Genomic DNA, 20568 nt, shown 5'->3' with positions numbered 1-20568 from the left:
GTACATATTATAATTATATATTTTTACAAAATTAGGCGAGTTTGTCTTTTACTCGTCTAATTTCTCCAAGTATTATTATTTGTGTACGGTTTTAAATTTTCACTTTTAAAAAATCTCTAATAAAAGCGATTGATTGAGAAATAATTTAAAAAGGAAGATTTTAATGATAACCATCAAATACAAAAAAGAGTCTATGCTTTTGCAGCACCGACTCTTTTCATAATTTAAAAGTTATTTTTAAGCAATAAATGGTCCTGCAATTGCCAACACAGCCTCTTTTGTCAATGGTTCATCGAAGGCTTCGCTAATAGCTTCATTGCTTTTACCCGCCAATCCTGCCAAATTAACACCGCCTTGAATCAAATTATTATCACCAGCATATACAGCTGCTGGACTATCTTGATTCAATGTAATCCACCCTTTTAATCCAGGTGCAAATCCTCTTGTATTCAATAAGCGACGTACAACAGCTGCGTGACGAGCTTCAATTGAGTGTATTTGTAGGGCATATTCCAACAAAGGTTTGTCTTCTGCTGCCATTAAGTTACCTGCTTGTCCTTTATATGCACGTACACCTGTATCCTCTAAAGCATGAGAAACAATAGCAAACGTTTTATAATTAGAGTAAACGTCGGCAAAAGCACCTTTAGCAGTAAAATCAAAATTAGGTTTAGCAACTGCTTTTGCACCTAAGGCTGATTTTAAGAAATTAACGTGCTGAGTTTCGTGTTTACTGATTTGAGCAAAAGTAGCCCTATCAGTTGCAGGAATTAAACCAGATGTTGCAACACCTTTCTTGTAAAATTCATCTTCGAGGTACTCAAGTGTCAATGCAAAATTTAATACATCAATTGCACCTGGTGTAGTAGCATAAGCTTTGTTGAGCATACTGGCTACCACAGTTGGCACGGCAACGGCGGCAAGTTTTCTACTAAATGTACTGAACATACTTCGGCGTGATACATGTTCGAGTCTTTCAAAGACTTCTCCATCTACTTTTTCTATGTCTGATAATATCTTGAAAATATTCATGATTATCTGTGTGTTTTTAAATGTTTTTGAAAAATTGATAATAAGTTTCCTTATTAGTTAAATCTTATTTGTATTAGCTCGTTGGAAGATTAGCTCCACTCAACGGGGTTTTCACAAAAGGTTGTACAGCTGCAAGGATATCCGCAGGTTTTTTTGCTGCATCCAAACCGTTTCCGTCAATAATATCATCACCAGCGAAAGAGGTAGTAAAAGGTTCCAACAAATCACGGATAACTGCGGCATGACGAGCTTCTACTGAAACGATTTTACCTGCTAAAAGCAAATATCCACCATCTTTTATCAATTTTCCTGCTCCATTGTAGGCTGCTACTCCTGTATCTTCAAAAACTTTGGCAGTTCCCAAAACACTTGCACGACTCGAAAAATCAATTTTTGAAAAATCTACTTCCAATCCTTTTATGGCATTAGTGCCCAGAGCCGCTTTAAAAAACTCTCTGTGTATAATTTCGTGATCCCTAATATCCGTCAATAATGCTAATTCAGAAGCAGATATGCCTGAATAAGGCGTTGCGATGACTTGCGTGTAAAAAGCTGCTTCCAATTGCTCAAGAGCATAAGCATAGTTTAAAATTCCAACATCGCCAGAACCTAAATCTACGGTACTTGGTGTTACAATAGGTTCGTCATCTTTCTTACAGCCAACTGCTAAAAAGGCGACACCTGCGGCAGTTGTAAGACCTGCAGTACGTAAAAAGTTGCGTCGGTTGCCCGAAGGCACTTCATCAGCAGAACGCTGTGTTCTCGATGAATTAAGTTGTGATTTGTGCATAATAAAAAAAATAGTTTAAATGAAAAATTAAATATTTATATAAATATTTAAACGATTTGTAATTGTACTTACGAGAAAAAATATTGTGTGGATTTATATAGCGTCAAATTTTTTTTAAATGCCTTTTAAAAAAAATTATTTATCTCTTATGGAGTGTCTAAATCAATGAGGATTTTATGCGTCAGCAATAAGTTGATGAATTTCTTCTTTTGTTTTACCAAGTTTAACTTGAAGTCTGCCTACCATTTCATCTTGTTTACCTTCTGCAAACAATAAATCGTCATCTGTAAGCATAGCAAATTTTTGTTTCAATTTGCCTTTAGTTTCGTTCCAGTTTCCCTTTAATTCTGTTAAGTTTGCCATTGTTTTTAATATTTAATAGTTGCTGATAATTATATAACAAAGGTGAATATTTCCGAAATATGAAGTATTACAGAATATTTAGATTTTTTTGTAATATTCACACATTATGCAGAAATTTATAGTTTCAGAGGGGAATTATCAATAATTATATTAAATGGCAGTAACTAAACTTATATCTAAATTACAGTTATTACTCTAATACTTGATTGGGGGCTTTCGACTGTGCTTGTGCCTGAAATAATCAGTTTTCTGTTATAATAAGCGTTTTTTGTTTCCTTCTTTGTCTATTTTCAAATATACGCCTTATCAAAACTTCGCCGATTGCTTTAATTGTATGTGCATTTTTTGACACTACTTGGGCAATAGCAAATTGCAAAACTGTTCCTACAACTCTTTTTATAGGATTATGGCTTGCTCCAAATAAAACTTTTTTGGATAGGTAGCCTGTTATCAAACCAATAACATTGTTGAAAATACCATCTTTTATGTCAGAAGATAAAGCTACTTCATTTAAAGTACTTTTAATAAGATTTATTGGTCTTAAACTTTGATAGGAAAGATGAATATTGTCTTTTAATAACATTAATTCTTGAGCTTGGCGGTTTTCCAATAAGCTAATTCTGTCCTTTAATATATCTGTTTCATTTTTCATAATAATTCTATTATTTTAATATTTGAGAGATAATAAAATTGCTTATCGGTACTTTAATCCATTTGTCCATATATGAACGAAGTAAAATACTGATAATTCCATAGAAACCTGCTATTACAAAAAAACCATAGTAAGATTTACCAAGCAAATCTCCTATCCACAAAGCAAGTCCAATATTGATAATAATGATAAACATTGTAACGACCATAAAAAAAACGAACTGCGTAACAAAAGAAGACACAAAATCGGCAGATTTATCTACCGCTTTTAGCTTTAATAGTGCCAAAGTTGTTTTGCCATAATCTTCCGCTTTTTCAAAAAGCGTTTCTATTGGTGTTTCATTGTTGGTCATCATTTGATTTGTTTTTAATTTACTAATGGCATGAAAGAATATCAATCATGCCATTAGTAAGGTTAATTAAATATATATTCAAGCAACTTCATTTTTCGAATCTTCATATTTATTTCTACCTTTAGCCGCTAACATATCCATTTCTTGCTTAGCGTCATCGTATTTTGTTTTTCCTTTTGCTACCAAGTCATCTATTTCTTGTTTACCATCATCGTATTTTGCTTTTCCTTTTGATACCATACTATCTACTTCTTTGAGAGTATTTTGGTATTTTTTATTTAAAGAATCTACAAAATCATCAAATTTATCTTTCAAGCCATCAGCATAACCTTCGCCTTTGTTCAATATTTTTTTTCTTGTTCTTGCACCTTGCTCAGGGGCAAACAAAATGCCCATCAATGCACCAGCAGCTACGCCTGCTAATACGCCCAATAATACTTTTCCTGATCTCATGGTTGTTTTTCTTTAATTGTTAATTATGTTTATTTTAAACTTTTATTTCCTTGAATAACTCTCAATATAATAGAAATGGCGGCAATTATAAGTAATACATGTATAATACCTCCTACACTAAAAGCAAAAAAACCAATTGCCCAAGAGATAATAAGAATTACTGCGATTATATAAAGTAGATTGCCCATAATGTTTGTTTTTTTAGAATAAAGTGAGAATAAAATTAAATTTGTAAGTTGTGTGAATTTAATAGCTGTTTATAAATTAGTTTGTTGTGAATATAAGTTGTGTGTGGATAAGTATTTTTGTAATAGAATAAAATGTTGTGTGGATTTTATTTTTAAGAAAATATAAATTATGTTAATGAATAATATAAAATGAAACCTTAAACTGACCTACAAAAAAGTCGATTATGAGCATATTTTGTTGTGTTTATTAAGCATTTTATATTATTCATTAGCTTATATCACTTTTCAATCTGCATCTTCGCCATCTACACCAGCTGCAGCTACATTTATTGAAGATTCTGCAATTCCAGAAAGTGTTTCATCGGCTGCTTTTTCTTCTTCTAAGGTTTCTTCCAGCATATCGGCGGCGTCTTCCTCTCCTAAAGTATTGGCAAACGCATAAAGTGTTCCATAAGTTGCTATTTCATAATGCTCTACCTTTTGTGCTGCCGAAATAATTCCCGCATCTCTTACCATACCCTCTTCGGTACTATTCATTATTTCTTCGGCTTCTTTAATCAAACCCACCATAGCTTTACATTCTTTGGCTTCCGCTTTTTCACCAATTGAAGAGAAAACTTCTTCCAATCGTGATACATGTTCTCTGGTTTCCTGGAGGTGCTTGGTTAATGCTTCTACTAACTCCTCGTCGGTTGCCTTATCAATCATTTTAGGAATTGCTTGTGTGAGTGCTTTTTCAGCCCAGTATATATCCTTTAACTCATCTACAAATAAATCTCGTAAGCCTTGTGCTACTTCCGATTTGCTTTGTTTTTTACTGCTTTTTTGAGCTGGCATTTTTTCTGTAGTCTCCATTTTTGTAGTTTTAAAGTGTGAGAAAATATTTATTGTTATTTTTGGATTTTTTTATACAAACAGACTAACCGACTATAACTGATTGATTACTAAACTTTAATCTTTTTCTCCTTTCTTCAACTAAGCAAATGGCTGATTGTCAGCGTTTTACTCCATATAATTCTTACATTACTCTTACCTTATCTATTACATTTTTTCCGACTTCCTTTGACAGGCAACGGAATGATTAAGATGTTTTCGCAATTCGGGAAGGGTATCTATTATCCATTGTTTAATATCTGTATCCTTCGATTCGGCATAGTTTTTCTCAAACTTGGCTATGGTATCTTTATACCCTATCACCATCATATCGCAATACTCTACATTGAAGTCTTTCCCCGATTTACTACTCAAACTGATATAATCTTCTTGTGCCCTCTCGCTTAGCGAAGTAGGCATATCTATCATTTTGCTTTTTGCAAGTGCTCTTATTTCATTTAAAATTTGGGTGTGAGCATCTTCCATCATTTCTCCTAATTCTTTCACTTCTGCTGAGGTGCTATATTTCTGTACCAACTTTCCTAGTTTAATATCTTCTAAACTAACTCTGGCTACGTCAAACAAAAATTTTGAATCTTTTTCTTTTTCTTCAGCAATAATTGCTTCAGAACTTATATTGTTGTTGCCCATACTAAGACTTGCAAACGAGTTAACATCATTAGGTTTCGATGTATTTTTGCAAGAGGCTACCCCAAATAAGATTGTTATAATAAAAGTTGTATGAAATAATATTTTCATTGTGTGTATGTGTAAAAAGTATGTGTGAATTATTAAAGCTTGTTGGCTAACTTAAGATTTGCAAGCATTCATAATGACAATCATTAAAAAAACTAACAAAAACATTAAATTATCAAATTGTTCAATGGCTACCTTCTTCATATAAGTATGGATTTAAAGAAAATGTTAATTCTCTAGTGCAAAAATCATTAAGTAAATATTATTCAACAAAGTTCAGCACTGGCTACATAATATGTATTACATAACTTTAAGAATAAGTTACATGATTCACACATTATATAAAATCAAGAAAAGTAGGTGAGGAAATTTTATGCAGGAAGAAAGATTGTAAATACAGAACCCACCTCAGGTTGACCTTCTGCTATAATGAAACCACCGTGGTTCTCAACAATTTTTTTGCAGATAGCAAGACCAATGCCAGTACCCGAATATTTGTTGGTGTCGTGTAATCTTTGAAAGAGAACAAAAATATTTTCGGCATATTGCTGGTCAAAACCTACGCCATTATCACTCATAGAGATTTTGTAATAGTAATCTAAAGTGTCTTTTTTTATGACAGGATATTGTTGTGCTATTATTTTTTCACATGTAATTTTTATTACTGGACTAACACCTGTCTGACTGTATTTTAAGGCGTTACCAATTAAATTTAGAAATAATTGCTGCATCTGAAAAGGAATTACCTTCAATAAAGGCAATGGTTCAGCCTGTATCACGGCTTCCTTTTCTTCAATCGTTTCTGCTAACTCTTGTTGGGCATTTTCTAATAGGACATTTAAATCAGCTGTTTCAAAAACTTTCTCCGATTTGTTGGTGCGTGAAAACAATAATAAATCATCAATAAGTACTCGCATTCTGTGGGCAGATACTTGAATCTTTTCCAAATATTCTCTACCAGCATCCGACATACCTCCTCTATCTTTTTCACTAATGCGAGAGATAAATAATTGTATTTTACGAAGCGGTTCTTGCAAATCATGGCTGGCTACATGGTTAAAAGAAGCCAGCTCAGTGTTGGTACGCTCTAACTCACGATTTTTATCTTCTAATACTACATTGTTTAGGTGCTGCTCCGTAACATCACTATTTATACCAATCAGCATTTTATTACCCCCAATATTCTCTAATATTTTACTTAAAGATTTAAAATAATGCAGTTTACCATCTTTACGAATAATTCTAAAAAAAGCGGCTGGATATTTATCTTCATTCATCACCAGCTCGTTTCCTTGTGTGATAACATGCTTATCGTCGGGGTGAACAAATTCAAGAAAGTTTTCGATTGTTGGTTCAAAGCATTGTGGCTCACAGCCCAACAGACGATACTGATTATCAGAATATATCAATTTATTGGTTTCTAAATCCCACATCCAGCTACTAAATTTACCTATTTCTTCAGCATGCTTAAAAGATTCAGTTGTAATCAACAAGGCGGCATTTGCTTCTTCTAACTTGCGATTTTTTTGCTCTAAATTTTCACTATCTAAATAGCTTTGAGTGATATCTTTAATGATGCCGATATATGTCCTATTGTTTTCAATATTTGAAATAAATTTCCCCACTGATGTAAAATAACGCAATTCGCCATCTTTGCGTATGATTCTATAAAAACGAGGGTAAATTACACCTCCATTAGTCATTATTTCTGCTTCTTCATTAACAATATACTTATCTTCTGGATGGACAAAATTTATATAATTTTCATTATTTGGTTCAAATGATTTTGGTTTACACCCTAACAATTTATATAAATTGTCGGAATAATAAAGCTCATTTGTTTCCGAGTTCCATTGTGTAAAGCAAAACTCACCTATTACTTCTGCTTGTTTGAAAGATTCGGTTATAATTGTTAGTTGTGCGTTTGATTTTTTGAGAATATCAAAATTTCTATTAATCATTAAGTAAGAAAGAACAAAAATCAGCAACGAGAAAAGAAAAAGCGAGAAAGTAAAAAGAGGCGTAAAAGAAACTTCGCTTTGATATTTTTGCTCCCGTCCTTTTAAGCCTCTCATTTCTAAATCAATCATCTCTTTGATGTGCAAACGGATAATGTTCATTATATCTTTACCTTTCAATAAATTTATATGTAATGCACTTTTATTGGATTTATTGAAAGGGGTTAAGGAATCTTTCTGTAATCCCATTTCTAAGAATGCAAATCGCATATTGATTAGATGTTTGAGGGAATCTAAATTTTTTTGCTGCTGTATGTTATCTGCTGTTAATTCTTTTAATAGATTGAAAGATCGACTAACATTTTTGTAAGCATTATTGAAGGGTATAAGAAAAGTGGTATCATGTGTTATAATGTAGCCTCGTTGCCCTGTTTCGGCATCTTTGATATATGATAATAACTCCTCTAATTCGAGATTAACTTTATGAGAATGCACTACCTCTTCGGAAGATTCTTTTAGTGTAACAGTATGTCTATAAGTGATACTGGAGATAATAACTAATAGGAACAGCGATGCTAAGAAAACACCCTTTAATATATAAGATGAAGTATAAATTACTTTAGGATTCATACGATAATGGATATTAGGCAATGAAAAAGGTTAATAACTCATTGCCTAATTCCTTAAATTAAATACTTAATAAAAAATTATCTCTGTTTAAGCCCGATGTATGGTATTGCCAGTTGAGAGTAATTACTTGTGATAATACCTTTTTGAGGGATGAAAAACTATTTGGTTTTTTTATATAAACATTGGCCCCTCTAACGAAGGTTTCTTCAATATCTTTTTCCGACGATGACGTAGAATAAATCGCAATGGCAATATCTTTTAAACGATCAATTCTTTTTATTTCGTTTAAACAGTCTATTCCTGTTTTAAAGGGCATATTAAGATCAAGAAAAACAACGTGAGGCAAAAAATTATCGGCATGATTAAGGTGGTTTATCAACTCCTGTCCATCTTTTACTACGTTGACAATGGTATTTATTTTTAATTCTTTAATAGCATCTACAAAAAAATTTCTATCATCCTCGTCATCATCAGCAAGTAATATATGGATTGGCTCGTTTTGCATATAGTTATTGTTAAATTAGTTTTTTATTTTGGCTTATATATTTTTGTTAATATTATTATTCCGTCGTTGAATAATAATTCGCTTAAAAGCGGTGGGAGTAAGTCCTGTTGTATTTTTAAATTGCGTACAAAAATGTGCAATACTACTATAATTGAGTTTATGGGCAATTTCGGTAAATGTCAATTCGCCAATAGTTATTAGTTGTTTTGCAAATTCGATTCGATGTAGAATAATAAAACTTTCGATTGAAGTATAAGTAACGTCGGCAAAAAGATTAGAGATATATCCATAACTGTATCCTAATTTATCGGCTAAAAAAGCAGAGATTTTTGATGTAGGAAGCTTCTCTTCCATATAAATCATCTCTATTATAGCATCTTTTATTTTCTGAACAAGAATACTTTTATTGCTTTCTACTATTTCAATTCCATACTCTTGTAAGCTTGAACTAAGGTGTTTGAGTTTTTCGCTTTCAACACTATCTTTTATTTCTACTTCTCCAAAACCTATCAACGCATACGGTAATTCTAATTTATCTAATTGTTCTTGTAATACTTTTTTACAGATTATATTTATGTCGTATTTAATATAAAGTTTCATCTTTTTATCAAAATTATAGAAAAAAATACGATATGCAATAGGTTTATACAAAAAAACAATCCAAAATGAAAAAAGCAATCGTTATAATAATTGCTTTTTTCACTATGGATATATGTGGGGACTTCAGAAAATAACGGATAAATATACTCAATTAGGTACTTAGTTTTAAATAATGTTGGCTTTGATATTTAACTTTTTGTTCAGTCCTAAAAGTTTTTTCAATTGCTAATCGTGCCATTAAATAGCTCACCGTTGATTCTGCTCCTTGATTAAGATTTATATAACTATCTTCCAATCCATCATAACACCCACCCGTGCAAGGATTATAAATAATTTGGTGCAGGTGATTATTCCCTAAAAACCAATCGAAAGCTATTTTCATCTTATTTTTATAGGTTTCATCTTCAAAAACATGGAAAAATTTCCTTAAAGCCAAAATCGTGTAAGCAATATCAATAGGTTGTTCTCCTCCGATTACTATCTGATCTGACTCCCTCGCTTTATATAGCCATCCTTTGTTAGAAATTACTTTTATTTGGTTTTCTCTAAAAATCTTTGACAAAAGAAAATCAAAAGAAGATTTAGCAATTTGTTTGTAAATCGAAATACCAGTTGCTAACCAAGCACATAGAAGAGCTTCGGGCAAAATACTATTACCATAAGTTAAATAACTTTCAAACCAATTCCAATCAGTCTCCGCTTCGTGTCTATACATTTGCACTAATCGGTTGGCAAGCTCTTTGATTAATGCTATATCTTGAGGCGACTCATTATTGATATTGCGATAATATAAACCCTTTATTATAAATGCCATAGCACGTGTTGAATGAATGGCGTTGGCTTTAGATAGGGCTGCTTGAATGGTAAATTCAGCATCGGCTACTAGTTCTTGCGGTAGTAAATCGCTCAAGGAAATCAAATATCCTAATGCCCAAATTGCTCTTCCATTCGAATCATTCAAGTTGGTTTCATAGTTTTGTTCTGTAAAACTGCCATCTTTATCAACATAATTCAGAAATGAGCCTTCGGATTGCAGACAATAATTGATAAAATTGAAGTAAATATGAATATATTTCAAATCTTCTTCATCCCTTGTCAATTCGTAATGCTGGCATATCGCCACCATTGCTCGAGCATTGTCATCTAAAGTATAGCCTGAACTAATATCAGGTTGGTTGATAATAGAAAATTGAATCATCCCAAAATTAGTAGTCAGTCTTTTTATATGATCCAGATTGACTATTGGAGTTTTATGATTCAATGAAATCTGATTCTCACTAATTTTTTCAAACAACAAAGCATGAGCAATGGCAGCATTTTCCCACACCGATGGTACAATAGTATGTAAGCTGTTTAAACTAATATTTTTTCTTAAAACTTCATCTTTCAATAAGCTATTTACTGCCTTAGCTAATTGCTGTGAGTTTCCAAAATTAATGATAATTCCTGCATCATCTTTTAGTACTTCTCTTGCGTGTGGGATTGGCGTAGAAATAATAGCACAACCACAACTCATGGCATAAGAAAAAGTGCCGCTTACTGCTTGATTTGGGTCTTTTGAGGTAAATAAATAGATATCGGTCAATTGCAAATATTCCAACAAGTCAGTTAATTTCAAATACTGATTTATAAATTTTACGTGCTGCTGAAGTTGCAATGATTGTACTTTTGCTTCAAGCATAAGACGGTATTTTTCTCCTTCTTGCTTTACAACTCCAGGATGTGTTTTGCCGATAATTAGAAACAGCACATCAGGATTTATCTTAACGATGGCTGGCAGTGCCTCTAAAGTAGTTTCAATACTTTTTCCTGAACTTAGTAATCCAAAAGTAGAGAGAACTTTTTTGTCTGTTAAATTATATTTTTTCTTTAAAAATTCATTATCTGAATGAGCAACTAAGTGGGTACCATGCGGAATAATAGAAATTTTATTGTCTGAAATGCTATAATCATTTTCCAATATTTTTGCAGAAGCATTGGTCATCACAACGATAGACTCACACAAATGAGAAATTTCCTGTACTTTGTTTTTTAATGCATCATCAGGATTTGGTAGCACTGTATGGAAAACAATGATAGTAGGTTTGTTGAGAAGATTTAAAAATTGTTTAAATTCTTTGTCTTTTTTACTAAAGAAACCAAATTCGTGTTGAATCATTATTACTTCAATGGCATCATTATCATTGATAATCTCTGCCAATTTAATAAAAGCATTTGAATTATCGGTGTCGAGAATATATTTGATTTCATCACTATAAACATGCTTTTCGTTTTCAGACTCTAAAGAACAAATACTTATTTTGAATGAATTGCTAAATTTATTATTCAATGCTTTTATCAAATCTTGTGAGTAGGTAGCTATACCACACTCACGAGGAGGGTATGAAGTAATGAATAAAATTTCGGGTAATTGATGGGTAGTATCCAACAAATACGTTCTGTTTCTTGCACTAATTTTTTGCTTGCTAAATGGCAATATAGCGGTATGATTAAAAAAACTTTCATTTCTCATTTATTTATGGGATTTAGTAATAATTCATTTAATAAATTAGACATACTAACAGATGCTACAGCAATTTGCTCATCGGCAGCACCATAATAAATATAAAGTGTATCTTCAAATAAAACTGAACCCGTAGGGAAACAAACATTGTTTACTTCTCCCTCCAACTCCCAAGTCTCTTCGGGCTTAAATAATGGATATGGTAAGCGAGCAATTTCTTGCTGTGGATTTTCTAAATCAAGCAACGCTGCACAAGCCGAATAAACATAGCCTTTAAGTGTATCACGTACACCATGATAAATTATTAACCAACCCTCTGCTGTTTCTATCGGTGGGCAACCTCCTCCTATGTAACTTACTTCGTGTTCGTATTGTGATGCAAGCACTATGTTCTGATTAAAATGAAGAAAGTATGTTTGCCAAAAGTCAGGAGTAAGCTCATTTAGATTATTTATTGAAACGATTTGAATATCGGGTTTTATCCGATGTAGGAAATAAAATTTATCTTTTATTTTTCTTGGAAAGAAAATAACATTTTTATCCCAAAGTAACATTTTTTTGCCTTGCTTTTCATAAGTTCCTCCTGTTCCATTATAACGATGGTATTTTTCATTAAGAGCATTAATTGAGCTGGCAAATCGATTAAACTCATCATAGCAGATTTGAGGAGTTATCAACCCCAATTTTTCCCAATGCACTAAATCTTTCGATGTTGCCAAAGCTCCCAAAGCATTTATGCCATCATAAGCCGTATAGGTGAGGTAATATAAATCATCAATTTTTACAATCCGAGGGTCTTCAATACCTTTAGATTCGTGGGTTGCTTGTGGAAAAATCACAGGTATATTCAAACGTTCTTCAATCGTTATCGGGTCTTTCAATTTGCAATAACCAATTGTTGAAAAATTACCTTTGCTTACTGCTCTATAGAAAAGATGGATGATGCCATCTTCCTGTATAACCGCAGGATTCAATACTCCCTCATTTTCAAAACCAAAAGTCGTTTTTTTAAGCAAAACACCCTCTTTCTTTACCTCTATCATATTTATCTCCCGAATTGCTTGTTTGGAAAACTTATCCAGTTCAATATCAAATACAGCAAGTAATTGAATCAATTTTAGGCAATGTAAAGGTCGAATAATTTGATATTATATCTGTTATATAACTTTAGAGAATAGTTACATCATTCACACATTTTTAACTGGGTTATTGATTTGATTTACACAAAGGGATGATAAACGATTAAAAAACAAGACAGAAATAAGGGAAAGTGAGTTTTTAGAAGTAAAAGACTAAATAATAGACTTGTTGCCTAAAATGTGGGAATGATGTAATGTATAATCCTGAAAAAAGTTAAAACTGATTAAATTATAAAACTACACTAATATTAGCCTCGGAAGAAAATTCTTTATTAGCTATTAGAAATTTTTCATTCATGTAATCTTCCAAATCAATATAAAATTGTGTAATTTTAATTTTAGAAAAGACCTAAAACAAATTGAAATGACATATTTAAAATCAAGAAATAATTTTCTTACAATATTATTACTTTTTTCTACTCCATTCATCACTTTTGCCCATATCGGAAGTGCGGGAGTTGTGCAGGAAGGCAAAGCGGGCAATTATCAAGTACAAGTTTATGTAGAGCCGCCCGATGTAATTCCTGGCACTGCCAAAATTTCTGTAATGGTTGATGGTAAGGACATTACGAGTGTGAAAATGAGTCCGATTTATTTTTTTACAGGCGATGAAGGTTCTCCACGCTCTGATGAAGGTATTTTGACTGCAGCAGGAAGCTATGATGGGCAAATTTGGCTCATGGAAAGTGGTGCTGCCAGTGTAAAAATTACGATTGAAGGAGCAAGGGGCAAAGGTGAAGTGTTGATTCCGATTGCGGCACTTTCAACAGCTCAACGAAAACTACCAAGTTCGTTAGGTTGGATTTTGGCAGGTTTAGCTTTGCTTTTAGTCGGAATTATGACCACTATTATTGGTGCAAGTACTGGTGATAGTTTGCTGAAATCGGGACAGTTTCTTGATAAAAAAACACAAAGACGACGTTTAGTTGGCTCTACCATTGGGGCTTCGTTTTGCGGATTATTATTGTTTGGTGGAAATATGTGGTGGAATTCAGAATCGGCTGATTATCAGCGATTTATGTATCAGCCATATACAGCTACTTCAAAAATAAAGATAGAAAATGGGCAAAGAGTTTTGAGTTTTATGATTGATTCGACTTCTGTAAAAGGGCGTTTGACAAGTTTTATTGTTCCTGACCACGGCAAACTAATGCACCTATTTTTAGTAAAAGAAGGTACGATGGATGCTTTTGCTCACCTTCATCCTGTGCGAAAAGATACCGTTACTTTTGAAGCCATTTTGCCTAATTTACCCGCAGGAAAATATTTAATTTATGCCGACGTATTACGTTTTCATGGCTTGCAAAATACCATTACTGATACCGTAGAAATTCCGCAAACACCCAAAGTAAACGTTTTATCTGTGCTATCAGGCGATTCGGACGATACCTATGTAGTTACAAATGCAATCAATACAAAGGCTAATTTACTCCGAGATGCGACTATTACAATATGTGGAACGCAAGGAGTAAAAACACCTCTGCAAGATGGTTCGAGCATAGTTTGGGAAGAAATACCTAATCAAAAATTGATGGCTGGAAAAGTCTATGATTTGAAATTTTCGGTACTCGCTCCCGACGGAAAAGCTGCTAAATTACAAACTTACTTAGGCATGATGGGACACGCTGCCGTCATAAAAGATGATGGTTCGGTTTATATTCATTTGCATCCAAATGGCACTTTTTCGACGACTGCCGTGCAGATAATGCAAAAACGAATTGCTGAAACAACTAATCAACGACCTAATCTGAATAACCCAAAACGATTTAGAGATAGTATAGATAATGTATTGGCAAAACTTCAAACAATGACCGAAGCCGATCGAGATAAATTTTTGATGGGTGATATGAAACACGAAGCCAATGGGCATCATGGTGGTGAGGTTACTTTTCCTTATGTTTTTCCGAAAACAGGGAATTACAGAATTTGGCTGCAAGTAAAGCGAGAAGGAAAGATTTTGACAGGCGTTTTTGATGCGAAAGTGATATGAAAATTTTATTGAAATTTATTCGCATAATTTGTAAAACAAGAAAAATTGACATATTTGCAAAATGGTAGCATTTATATACATTTGCACCCCTTGCCCCCCATGTTTTCAAGAAAGTAAAAATATTTTCTAAACTCTCAAAGATTTCGAGTTGATTTAAGAGATTTAAAAATACAAAATCAAAAATATACCTCATTCATTTGCGAGCTATTTTATCTTTAACGTCTTTATTTATAAAAGATGGTTTTCTAAGCAAATATGCCTAATTTTGTACTTTAATCATTCATTTCACAAATAATATGACTACCGAACAATTGAAGGAGTTAAAGGCCAGATTAGCGGCTTTGAGGGGGTATCTTTGACTACGATAGCAAAAAAGAACAACTCGAAGATTTAGAACAACAAACTGCACAACCTGAGTTTTGGACTGATGCCACAAAAGCCGAAACCGTAATGAAACAAGTACGTGTATTGAAAGGCTGGACGGGCGGCTACGAAAATGCCGATGCCGTAATCGGCGACCTCGAAACGCTTTATGAGTTTTATGAAGCGGGCGACGTAACTGAGGAAGAAGTGGACGAGGAAGGCAAAAAAGTAGAACTTGTATTGGAAGATTTGGAGTTGAAACGAATGCTTTCTAACGAAGAAGACCAATTTAGTGCGATTCTCGAAATAAATGCTGGTGCAGGCGGTACTGAAAGCCAAGACTGGACAAGTATGTTGATGCGGATGTATTTGATGTGGGCAAACAAAAAAGGTTATAAAGTTTCAGAGCTTGATTTTCAAGATGGCGATACGGCTGGCGTAAAATCAGTTTCATTACAAATCGAAGGACCAATGGCCTATGGTTTCTTGAAATCTGAAAATGGCGTGCATCGCTTGGTCAGAATTTCGCCTTTCGATTCAAATGCCCGTCGTCATACTTCATTTGCTTCGGTGTTTGTTACACCTTTGGTTGATGATACCATTACGATTGAGATCAATCCTGCTGATATTGAAATCCAAACTTCTCGCTCTGGTGGTGCTGGTGGGCAAAATGTAAATAAAGTAGAAACAAAAGTACAGCTTACGCACAAACCTTCGGGCATTGTGATTGTTTGTCAGGTTGATAGAAGTCAGCTCGGAAACCGTGAGCGTGCTATGCAAATGTTGAAGTCTAAACTCTATCAATTGGAAGTTGACAAACGCAATGCTGCAAAAGCTGAAACTGAAGCCGGAAAAATGAAAAACGAGTGGGGTTCACAAATCAGAAGCTATGTATTAGACGACCGACGAGTAAAAGACCACCGAACTAATATTCAAACTTCAAATACTGAGGCTGTGCTAAATGGCGAAATCGATGACTTCATAAAAGGGTTTTTGATGGAAAACTAAATAGTCGATAGACCACGATAAAAGTTAAAAGCAAAATAGAAGGAGATAGGTTTATTTGGATGAAAACTTCAAAATATACCCATCTCCTTTTTCTCCTTCTGACGAAATATACAAATCACCATTTGGTGTAAAGCAAATACCCTCTGGCTGACGAAACAGTTTGTCGTCTAATTCTACCAAAACCAATTGTTCTCCTGCTGCCGATAAAATTAATAGTTTTTTTCCTTGTGAAGAAATAACATAAAGTTCGCCTGTGAGTGGATGTACGGCAATTCCCGAAGGTGCAAATGTCTTTTTTCCATCGCTGCCTCTTGTCATATCTTCCGAAATAGAAATATTCTTGGCAAAGGTTTCTTTTTCTAAATCGTAGGCATAAATCACTTTTTTGTCGTTTTTATTTTTTTTAAGCTCTTTGGTAACTAACAAAAGGCTTTTTGTTGTAGGATTATAGCCTAAACCTTCATATTCTTTTACATCTTCATTGGTACAGTCAATTTTTCTTTCTTCTCCTCCGTTTATTTTAAATCCTTTAATTTTACCATTACTTTTCATGATGAAAATCTCATCATCCACTACTTCAATACCTTCATAATCTGCATTTTTGCCAATTTCTATTTGCTCAATAATTTGTTCTTTCAGCAAATCATATATAAAAACTGTTCCTTTTTCATCGTTTACACACGCTAATTGATTGTCTTTATAAAACGACAATCCCGAAATTTCTTTGAGATTCTCAGGAAGAATCATGCTTTTTGTCGGGTTTTGAAAATCATACGAAACAACATAATCGCTTTTCTTCTTTTTTGGAAAACAAGAAATGACCAATATGGCAACAACAATAAATACAATAATGATTTGTAGAATATTCATAAGAATTTAGTTTTGAATGTACAAAAACAACAAAGCAACAGTTAGAAAAATCTAATTGTTGCTTTGTTTTGAAGGAATAAAACACGTTGTATGAATTATAAATTCATACTCAATATTTAATACTCGTCTTCATTAAAGAAAAAATCATCCTTGGTTGGATAATCGGGCCAAATCTCTTCGATGCTCTCATACGGTTGTCCGTCGTCTTCGAGTTCTTGTAGGTTTTCGATAACTTCAATGGGTGCTCCCGAACGAATCGAAAAATCTATCAACTCATCTTTTGTAGCGGGCCACGGAGCGTCTTCCAAATACGACGCAAGTTCAAGTGTCCAATACATAGTTTTTAATACTTATTTAGTGTTACAAAAAATTTAGGCTGCAAAAGTATAACAATTTTTAATTTGTCAAATGAAATAACGAAAAAATCTATTTAATTTCAAACGTTTTTTAAAGAATTTATTGTGAAACAGGCAAAAATAAATTCTTTTTTCTCTAAAACGTCTTGATAATCAATTAATTAGGAATCCTCTTTAACAAATATATTTTATCCAATGAAACGCTACACGCTCGCACTCGACCTTGTTGATGACCCAATCCTAATTGCTGAATATGAAAAATATCACGAAAAAATTAGGGAAGAAATAGCCAAGAGCATTACCGATTCGGGCATTACTGCCATGGAAATATATCGAATTGGCAATCGCTTGTTTATGATTATGGAAACCGAAGATGAATTTTCGTTTGAAAAAAAATCTGAAATGGATGCCAATAATCCAAAAGTGCAGGAATGGGAAAACCTTATGTGGAAATATCAGCAGGCTTTACCAATGGCAAAAAGTAATGAGAAATGGGTATTAATGAAGCAAATTTTTAAATTATAATATTAGACTTCCTGCGAAAGTATTTTAAGTCGAAAAACACTTTCGCAGGAAGTCTATTGAGTGATAACACAGAATGGGCGAATGAGGTTTATTCACACATTCGCTCATTCTATCATTCACACATTGATTTACTCTCTTGTTATCTTACTCGCTCCGCTTGTATCCGAATTGAGGTTTTTAACTTTTCCAAAGCTTGCACGGCTCGCACCATTTGCTTCTGCTTTTACTTGATTAATTTCCATTCTTTTGGCATCAATATGGCACGCTCCCGAAATATCCATATCCATTTTATCTGCCGAGCCTCTCAAATCCGCTTTTGAAGCTCCAGAAGCACTGAAATTGATTCGGCGAACCTCAACATCAATTGCAGCTTTCGAGGCACCTGTTAGCTGAATATCTAAATCTTGGTTTTTATCTTTAAAGCCAATAACTTTAATTGTCGAAGCTCCCGAAATATCAATTCCTTCTAACCTTGGCATCGTAATATTAAATCTGACCGTTTGATTGCGATTATTAAAGCTAAACTTATCTTTATGGCTGATTTTCAGGGTGTTACCATCAACATCCAAATCCAAATCATCTAATTCTTCTTTGTCGTCCGAATCGGCAGTGATGCTGTAAGTGTCACCTTTGCGAATTGTAACCACAAATGCTCCGCCAGCTTCAACTTTATTAAAGTTTTTTGTATCAAATTTCCTTTCATGCTGACCTTTATTTTCAAAAACCTCATAATTGAATGATGATTCATCGCCATCGTTGTAACCTTCATTCAAAGATTGTCTTTCTTCATCGTTTAACTTCGGACAATCTCTACAAATCATTCCTGAATCACGTTTCATTATGAATGTATATTTGTCAATATCATCACCATCAATGTCGAAACTTCTATGATTCCAATCTGAACGATAAACACTGTGATAAAAATCTTGAGTTATCTTAAATGGCTTTTCAAAAGGAATATAGAGCGTCATTTCAAGGTCTTGTCCACGGAAACGAGCTTTTTCAGGTAATAATATTTTCTGGTCAAAAGCCAATATCGAATCTTTTTGGGCAATATTATAAAGAATATTTTTAGCGTTAGCTTCTGCCTCTACCTTCGTACGACCCGATGCTTCAAAACGTTGTTCGAGTTTCAAATCAGTTCCTTCGTAGCCTTCTAAACTTACATTTACATCTTCTTTTATCTGCATTCCATCAAAATTATCATCTTGGTTATTGTTTGAAGATAAAACCAATGTCTTGCCAGAAAGTGTAAAAGGGTAGTTTTTGGTTTGTTCAATTCTTCCTTTTTTCTTGAAATTAAAGGCATACTTAGTAGCTAAAATACCAGTTCCCATCAAACCAGCCAACCAAAGTCCAAGCAACGAAATCCAGAAGTTACGAGTACCAATGCTGCGATTGCTCACCAATATCAAACCCACCAACAGCAAAGCTAAGAAAGGTGTAAACATTGCCAAGAAAGCAAAGAAACCCGTCATTGGATGAATATCTTGCGAGAATACTTTAAATGGACTGTTGTCAAAAAACTCTGTACCTTCAATGCCCGAAACCACGCCAAAAAATGCGGCTATCGAAGCTACTACGGCAACCAAAATCGACAATGAGAATAGCATCAGCACAATTCCTGCAAGAACTCTTACCACTGGCCCAAGGTTTTTTAGTATTTCTCCCAAGCCTTTAATAATAATTCCAACCAAACGGAAAGGGAACAATAAAACCTTTGTCAGCCCATTTTCAGGAGCATTTTTATCAACATTTATACTTTCTTTAATATTTGTTTCAATATTTGATAGGGTAACAGGTTCGCCTTTCATCTCCATTTTTTGGGTAAGAGTTTGTGCTTTTGGAGCCACAATCCATAGAATGATATAAGCTAAAAAGCCTGTTCCAAACAAAAATACACCCACTACAAATAACAAGCGAATAACCGTAATATCAACACCAAAATAAGCGGCTAAACCACTACAAACACCGCCCAAAACCTTGCTGTCGTTATCTCGATAAAATTTCTTGATTTTTTTATCTTCGTCTAAATTAGCATTCGGAGGAAAAACTATCCAACATACAAAATAGGCTAAAAAAATAAAGCCAGAAAGAGGGCCTAAATCCTCACTGATTGGTGGTAAACCCAAGAAAAGGAATAAATAAATGATTCGCATCCAAACCACATCAATATTGAAATAGTGAGCCAAACCAGCCAAAACACCACCCAAAGCCTTGCGTTTTACATCGCGATAAAGGCGTTTTGGCGAAGCAGCAGCTGTTTTTGAATTAGTATCACCTGCTATAGGAGGCACGCCACCCACTGTAGACTGCTCACTACCAGCGGTAGATTGTGAGGTGTTTCTCAAGTCTTCTTCTTCCTGAATCGCTTCAAAATCAGAAACAGTTCCCATTGATTTGATAAGGTCATTTACTGCATCAATGCTTATAACTGGCTGATTATCAGACTTTTGATTTGTCCAAAACTTTTCAGCAATTCGAGCTTCAATGTCCGAAACGATTTCTTGATTACCTTCATACGAAGAAAAATATTGCTTAATCGAGTATAGGTAATTGTTGAGTTTGTCGTAGGCATCTTCCTCGATGTTGAAAACCATGCCTGCTATATTTATTTGTATAGTAGACATTTTGAACACTAAATTATTATATTAACGTGCGTTTGTGCGACCTTTGCAAAAAAAAGCGATATGCAATACTTAAAAATACGCCAAAACGAACG

General features: G+C 33.8%; 20 protein-coding genes. 3 read left to right on the top strand and 17 right to left on the bottom strand.

Going from position 1 to position 20568, the window contains the following annotated elements:
- Positions 1-237: 237 nt before the first annotated feature.
- The 14 genes from ACH2CJ_RS02120 to ACH2CJ_RS02055 form a co-directional block, all read right to left on the bottom strand.
- Entirely contained in the window at positions 238-1032 is a 795-nt protein-coding gene (locus ACH2CJ_RS02120; protein WP_394990425.1) for a ferritin-like domain-containing protein, read from the bottom strand.
- A gap of 73 nt (positions 1033-1105) precedes the next feature.
- Complete coding sequence (locus ACH2CJ_RS02115) at positions 1106-1822, bottom strand: ferritin-like domain-containing protein (RefSeq protein ID WP_394990424.1); 717 nt, start codon at positions 1820-1822, stop codon at positions 1106-1108.
- A gap of 174 nt (positions 1823-1996) precedes the next feature.
- Positions 1997-2185, bottom strand: coding sequence for a CsbD family protein (locus tag ACH2CJ_RS02110; protein WP_394990423.1), 189 nt, complete (start codon positions 2183-2185; stop codon positions 1997-1999).
- 241 nt (positions 2186-2426) lie between these two features.
- On the bottom strand, positions 2427-2837 hold the full coding sequence (locus tag ACH2CJ_RS02105; RefSeq protein ID WP_394990422.1) for a hypothetical protein: 411 nt from the start codon (positions 2835-2837) through the stop codon (positions 2427-2429).
- Between the two features lie 10 nt (positions 2838-2847).
- Positions 2848-3192, bottom strand: coding sequence for a hypothetical protein (locus tag ACH2CJ_RS02100; RefSeq protein WP_394990421.1), 345 nt, complete (start codon positions 3190-3192; stop codon positions 2848-2850).
- A 75-nt stretch (positions 3193-3267) separates the two neighbouring features.
- Positions 3268-3642: a YtxH domain-containing protein gene (locus ACH2CJ_RS02095; RefSeq protein WP_394990420.1), complete on the bottom strand. Its 375-nt coding sequence runs from the start codon at positions 3640-3642 to the stop codon at positions 3268-3270.
- Positions 3643-3671: 29 nt separating this feature from the next.
- On the bottom strand, positions 3672-3830 hold the full coding sequence (locus ACH2CJ_RS02090; RefSeq protein ID WP_394990419.1) for a lmo0937 family membrane protein: 159 nt from the start codon (positions 3828-3830) through the stop codon (positions 3672-3674).
- A 285-nt stretch (positions 3831-4115) separates the two neighbouring features.
- On the bottom strand, positions 4116-4685 hold the full coding sequence (locus ACH2CJ_RS02085) for a ferritin-like domain-containing protein (protein ID WP_394990418.1): 570 nt from the start codon (positions 4683-4685) through the stop codon (positions 4116-4118).
- 186 nt (positions 4686-4871) lie between these two features.
- Positions 4872-5462 (bottom strand): DUF4142 domain-containing protein, encoded by a 591-nt coding sequence (locus tag ACH2CJ_RS02080; RefSeq protein WP_394990417.1) that lies wholly within the window; start codon positions 5460-5462, stop codon positions 4872-4874.
- A 308-nt stretch (positions 5463-5770) separates the two neighbouring features.
- Positions 5771-7987 (bottom strand): CHASE3 domain-containing protein, encoded by a 2217-nt coding sequence (locus tag ACH2CJ_RS02075; protein WP_394990416.1) that lies wholly within the window; start codon positions 7985-7987, stop codon positions 5771-5773.
- 58 nt (positions 7988-8045) lie between these two features.
- Complete coding sequence (locus tag ACH2CJ_RS02070) at positions 8046-8492, bottom strand: response regulator (protein ID WP_394990415.1); 447 nt, start codon at positions 8490-8492, stop codon at positions 8046-8048.
- A gap of 33 nt (positions 8493-8525) precedes the next feature.
- Positions 8526-9092, bottom strand: coding sequence for a helix-turn-helix domain-containing protein (locus ACH2CJ_RS02065; RefSeq protein WP_394990414.1), 567 nt, complete (start codon positions 9090-9092; stop codon positions 8526-8528).
- A gap of 151 nt (positions 9093-9243) precedes the next feature.
- Positions 9244-11604 (bottom strand): glycosyltransferase, encoded by a 2361-nt coding sequence (locus tag ACH2CJ_RS02060; RefSeq protein WP_394990413.1) that lies wholly within the window; start codon positions 11602-11604, stop codon positions 9244-9246.
- Positions 11601-12710 carry a hypothetical protein gene (locus ACH2CJ_RS02055; protein ID WP_394990412.1) on the bottom strand — a complete coding sequence of 370 codons (1110 nt, stop codon included), beginning with the start codon at positions 12708-12710 and terminating at the stop codon, positions 11601-11603. Before ACH2CJ_RS02055 ends, ACH2CJ_RS02060 begins: the two co-directional genes overlap by 4 nt.
- A 388-nt stretch (positions 12711-13098) precedes the next feature.
- On the opposite strand from ACH2CJ_RS02055, the gene ACH2CJ_RS02050 reads away from it, so the two are divergent.
- A complete protein-coding gene (locus ACH2CJ_RS02050) occupies positions 13099-14724 on the top strand; it encodes a hypothetical protein (RefSeq protein WP_394990411.1) in 1626 nt (541 codons plus the stop codon).
- A 296-nt stretch (positions 14725-15020) separates the two neighbouring features.
- Positions 15021-16095 (top strand): peptide chain release factor 2 gene (prfB, locus tag ACH2CJ_RS02045; protein WP_394990410.1). Its coding sequence is split into 2 segments (ribosomal slippage): positions 15021-15080 and positions 15082-16095, totalling 1074 coding nucleotides; the frame shifts between segments, so codons are not numbered across the junction.
- 51 nt (positions 16096-16146) lie between these two features.
- Here the strand turns inward: prfB and ACH2CJ_RS02040 are convergent.
- Positions 16147-16965: an SdiA-regulated domain-containing protein gene (locus tag ACH2CJ_RS02040; RefSeq protein WP_394990409.1), complete on the bottom strand. Its 819-nt coding sequence runs from the start codon at positions 16963-16965 to the stop codon at positions 16147-16149.
- A gap of 116 nt (positions 16966-17081) precedes the next feature.
- Positions 17082-17303, bottom strand: a complete 222-nt coding sequence (locus ACH2CJ_RS02035; RefSeq protein WP_015028821.1) for a DUF2795 domain-containing protein — start codon at positions 17301-17303, stop codon at positions 17082-17084.
- Between the two features lie 213 nt (positions 17304-17516).
- On the opposite strand from ACH2CJ_RS02035, the gene ACH2CJ_RS02030 reads away from it, so the two are divergent.
- Positions 17517-17846 (top strand): L-rhamnose mutarotase, encoded by a 330-nt coding sequence (locus ACH2CJ_RS02030; protein WP_394990408.1) that lies wholly within the window; start codon positions 17517-17519, stop codon positions 17844-17846.
- Between the two features lie 128 nt (positions 17847-17974).
- On the opposite strand, the gene ACH2CJ_RS02025 is transcribed toward ACH2CJ_RS02030, so the two are convergent.
- Complete coding sequence (locus ACH2CJ_RS02025) at positions 17975-20476, bottom strand: PspC domain-containing protein (RefSeq protein ID WP_394990407.1); 2502 nt, start codon at positions 20474-20476, stop codon at positions 17975-17977.
- Positions 20477-20568: the final 92 nt, after the last annotated feature.

Origin of the sequence: Emticicia sp. (genome assembly GCF_043780375.1) — a bacterium.
Lineage (GTDB): Bacteria > Bacteroidota > Bacteroidia > Cytophagales > Spirosomataceae > Emticicia.
Note: the sequence above shows the minus strand (reverse complement) of the source record. Positions and strands in the feature narration are given on the sequence as shown.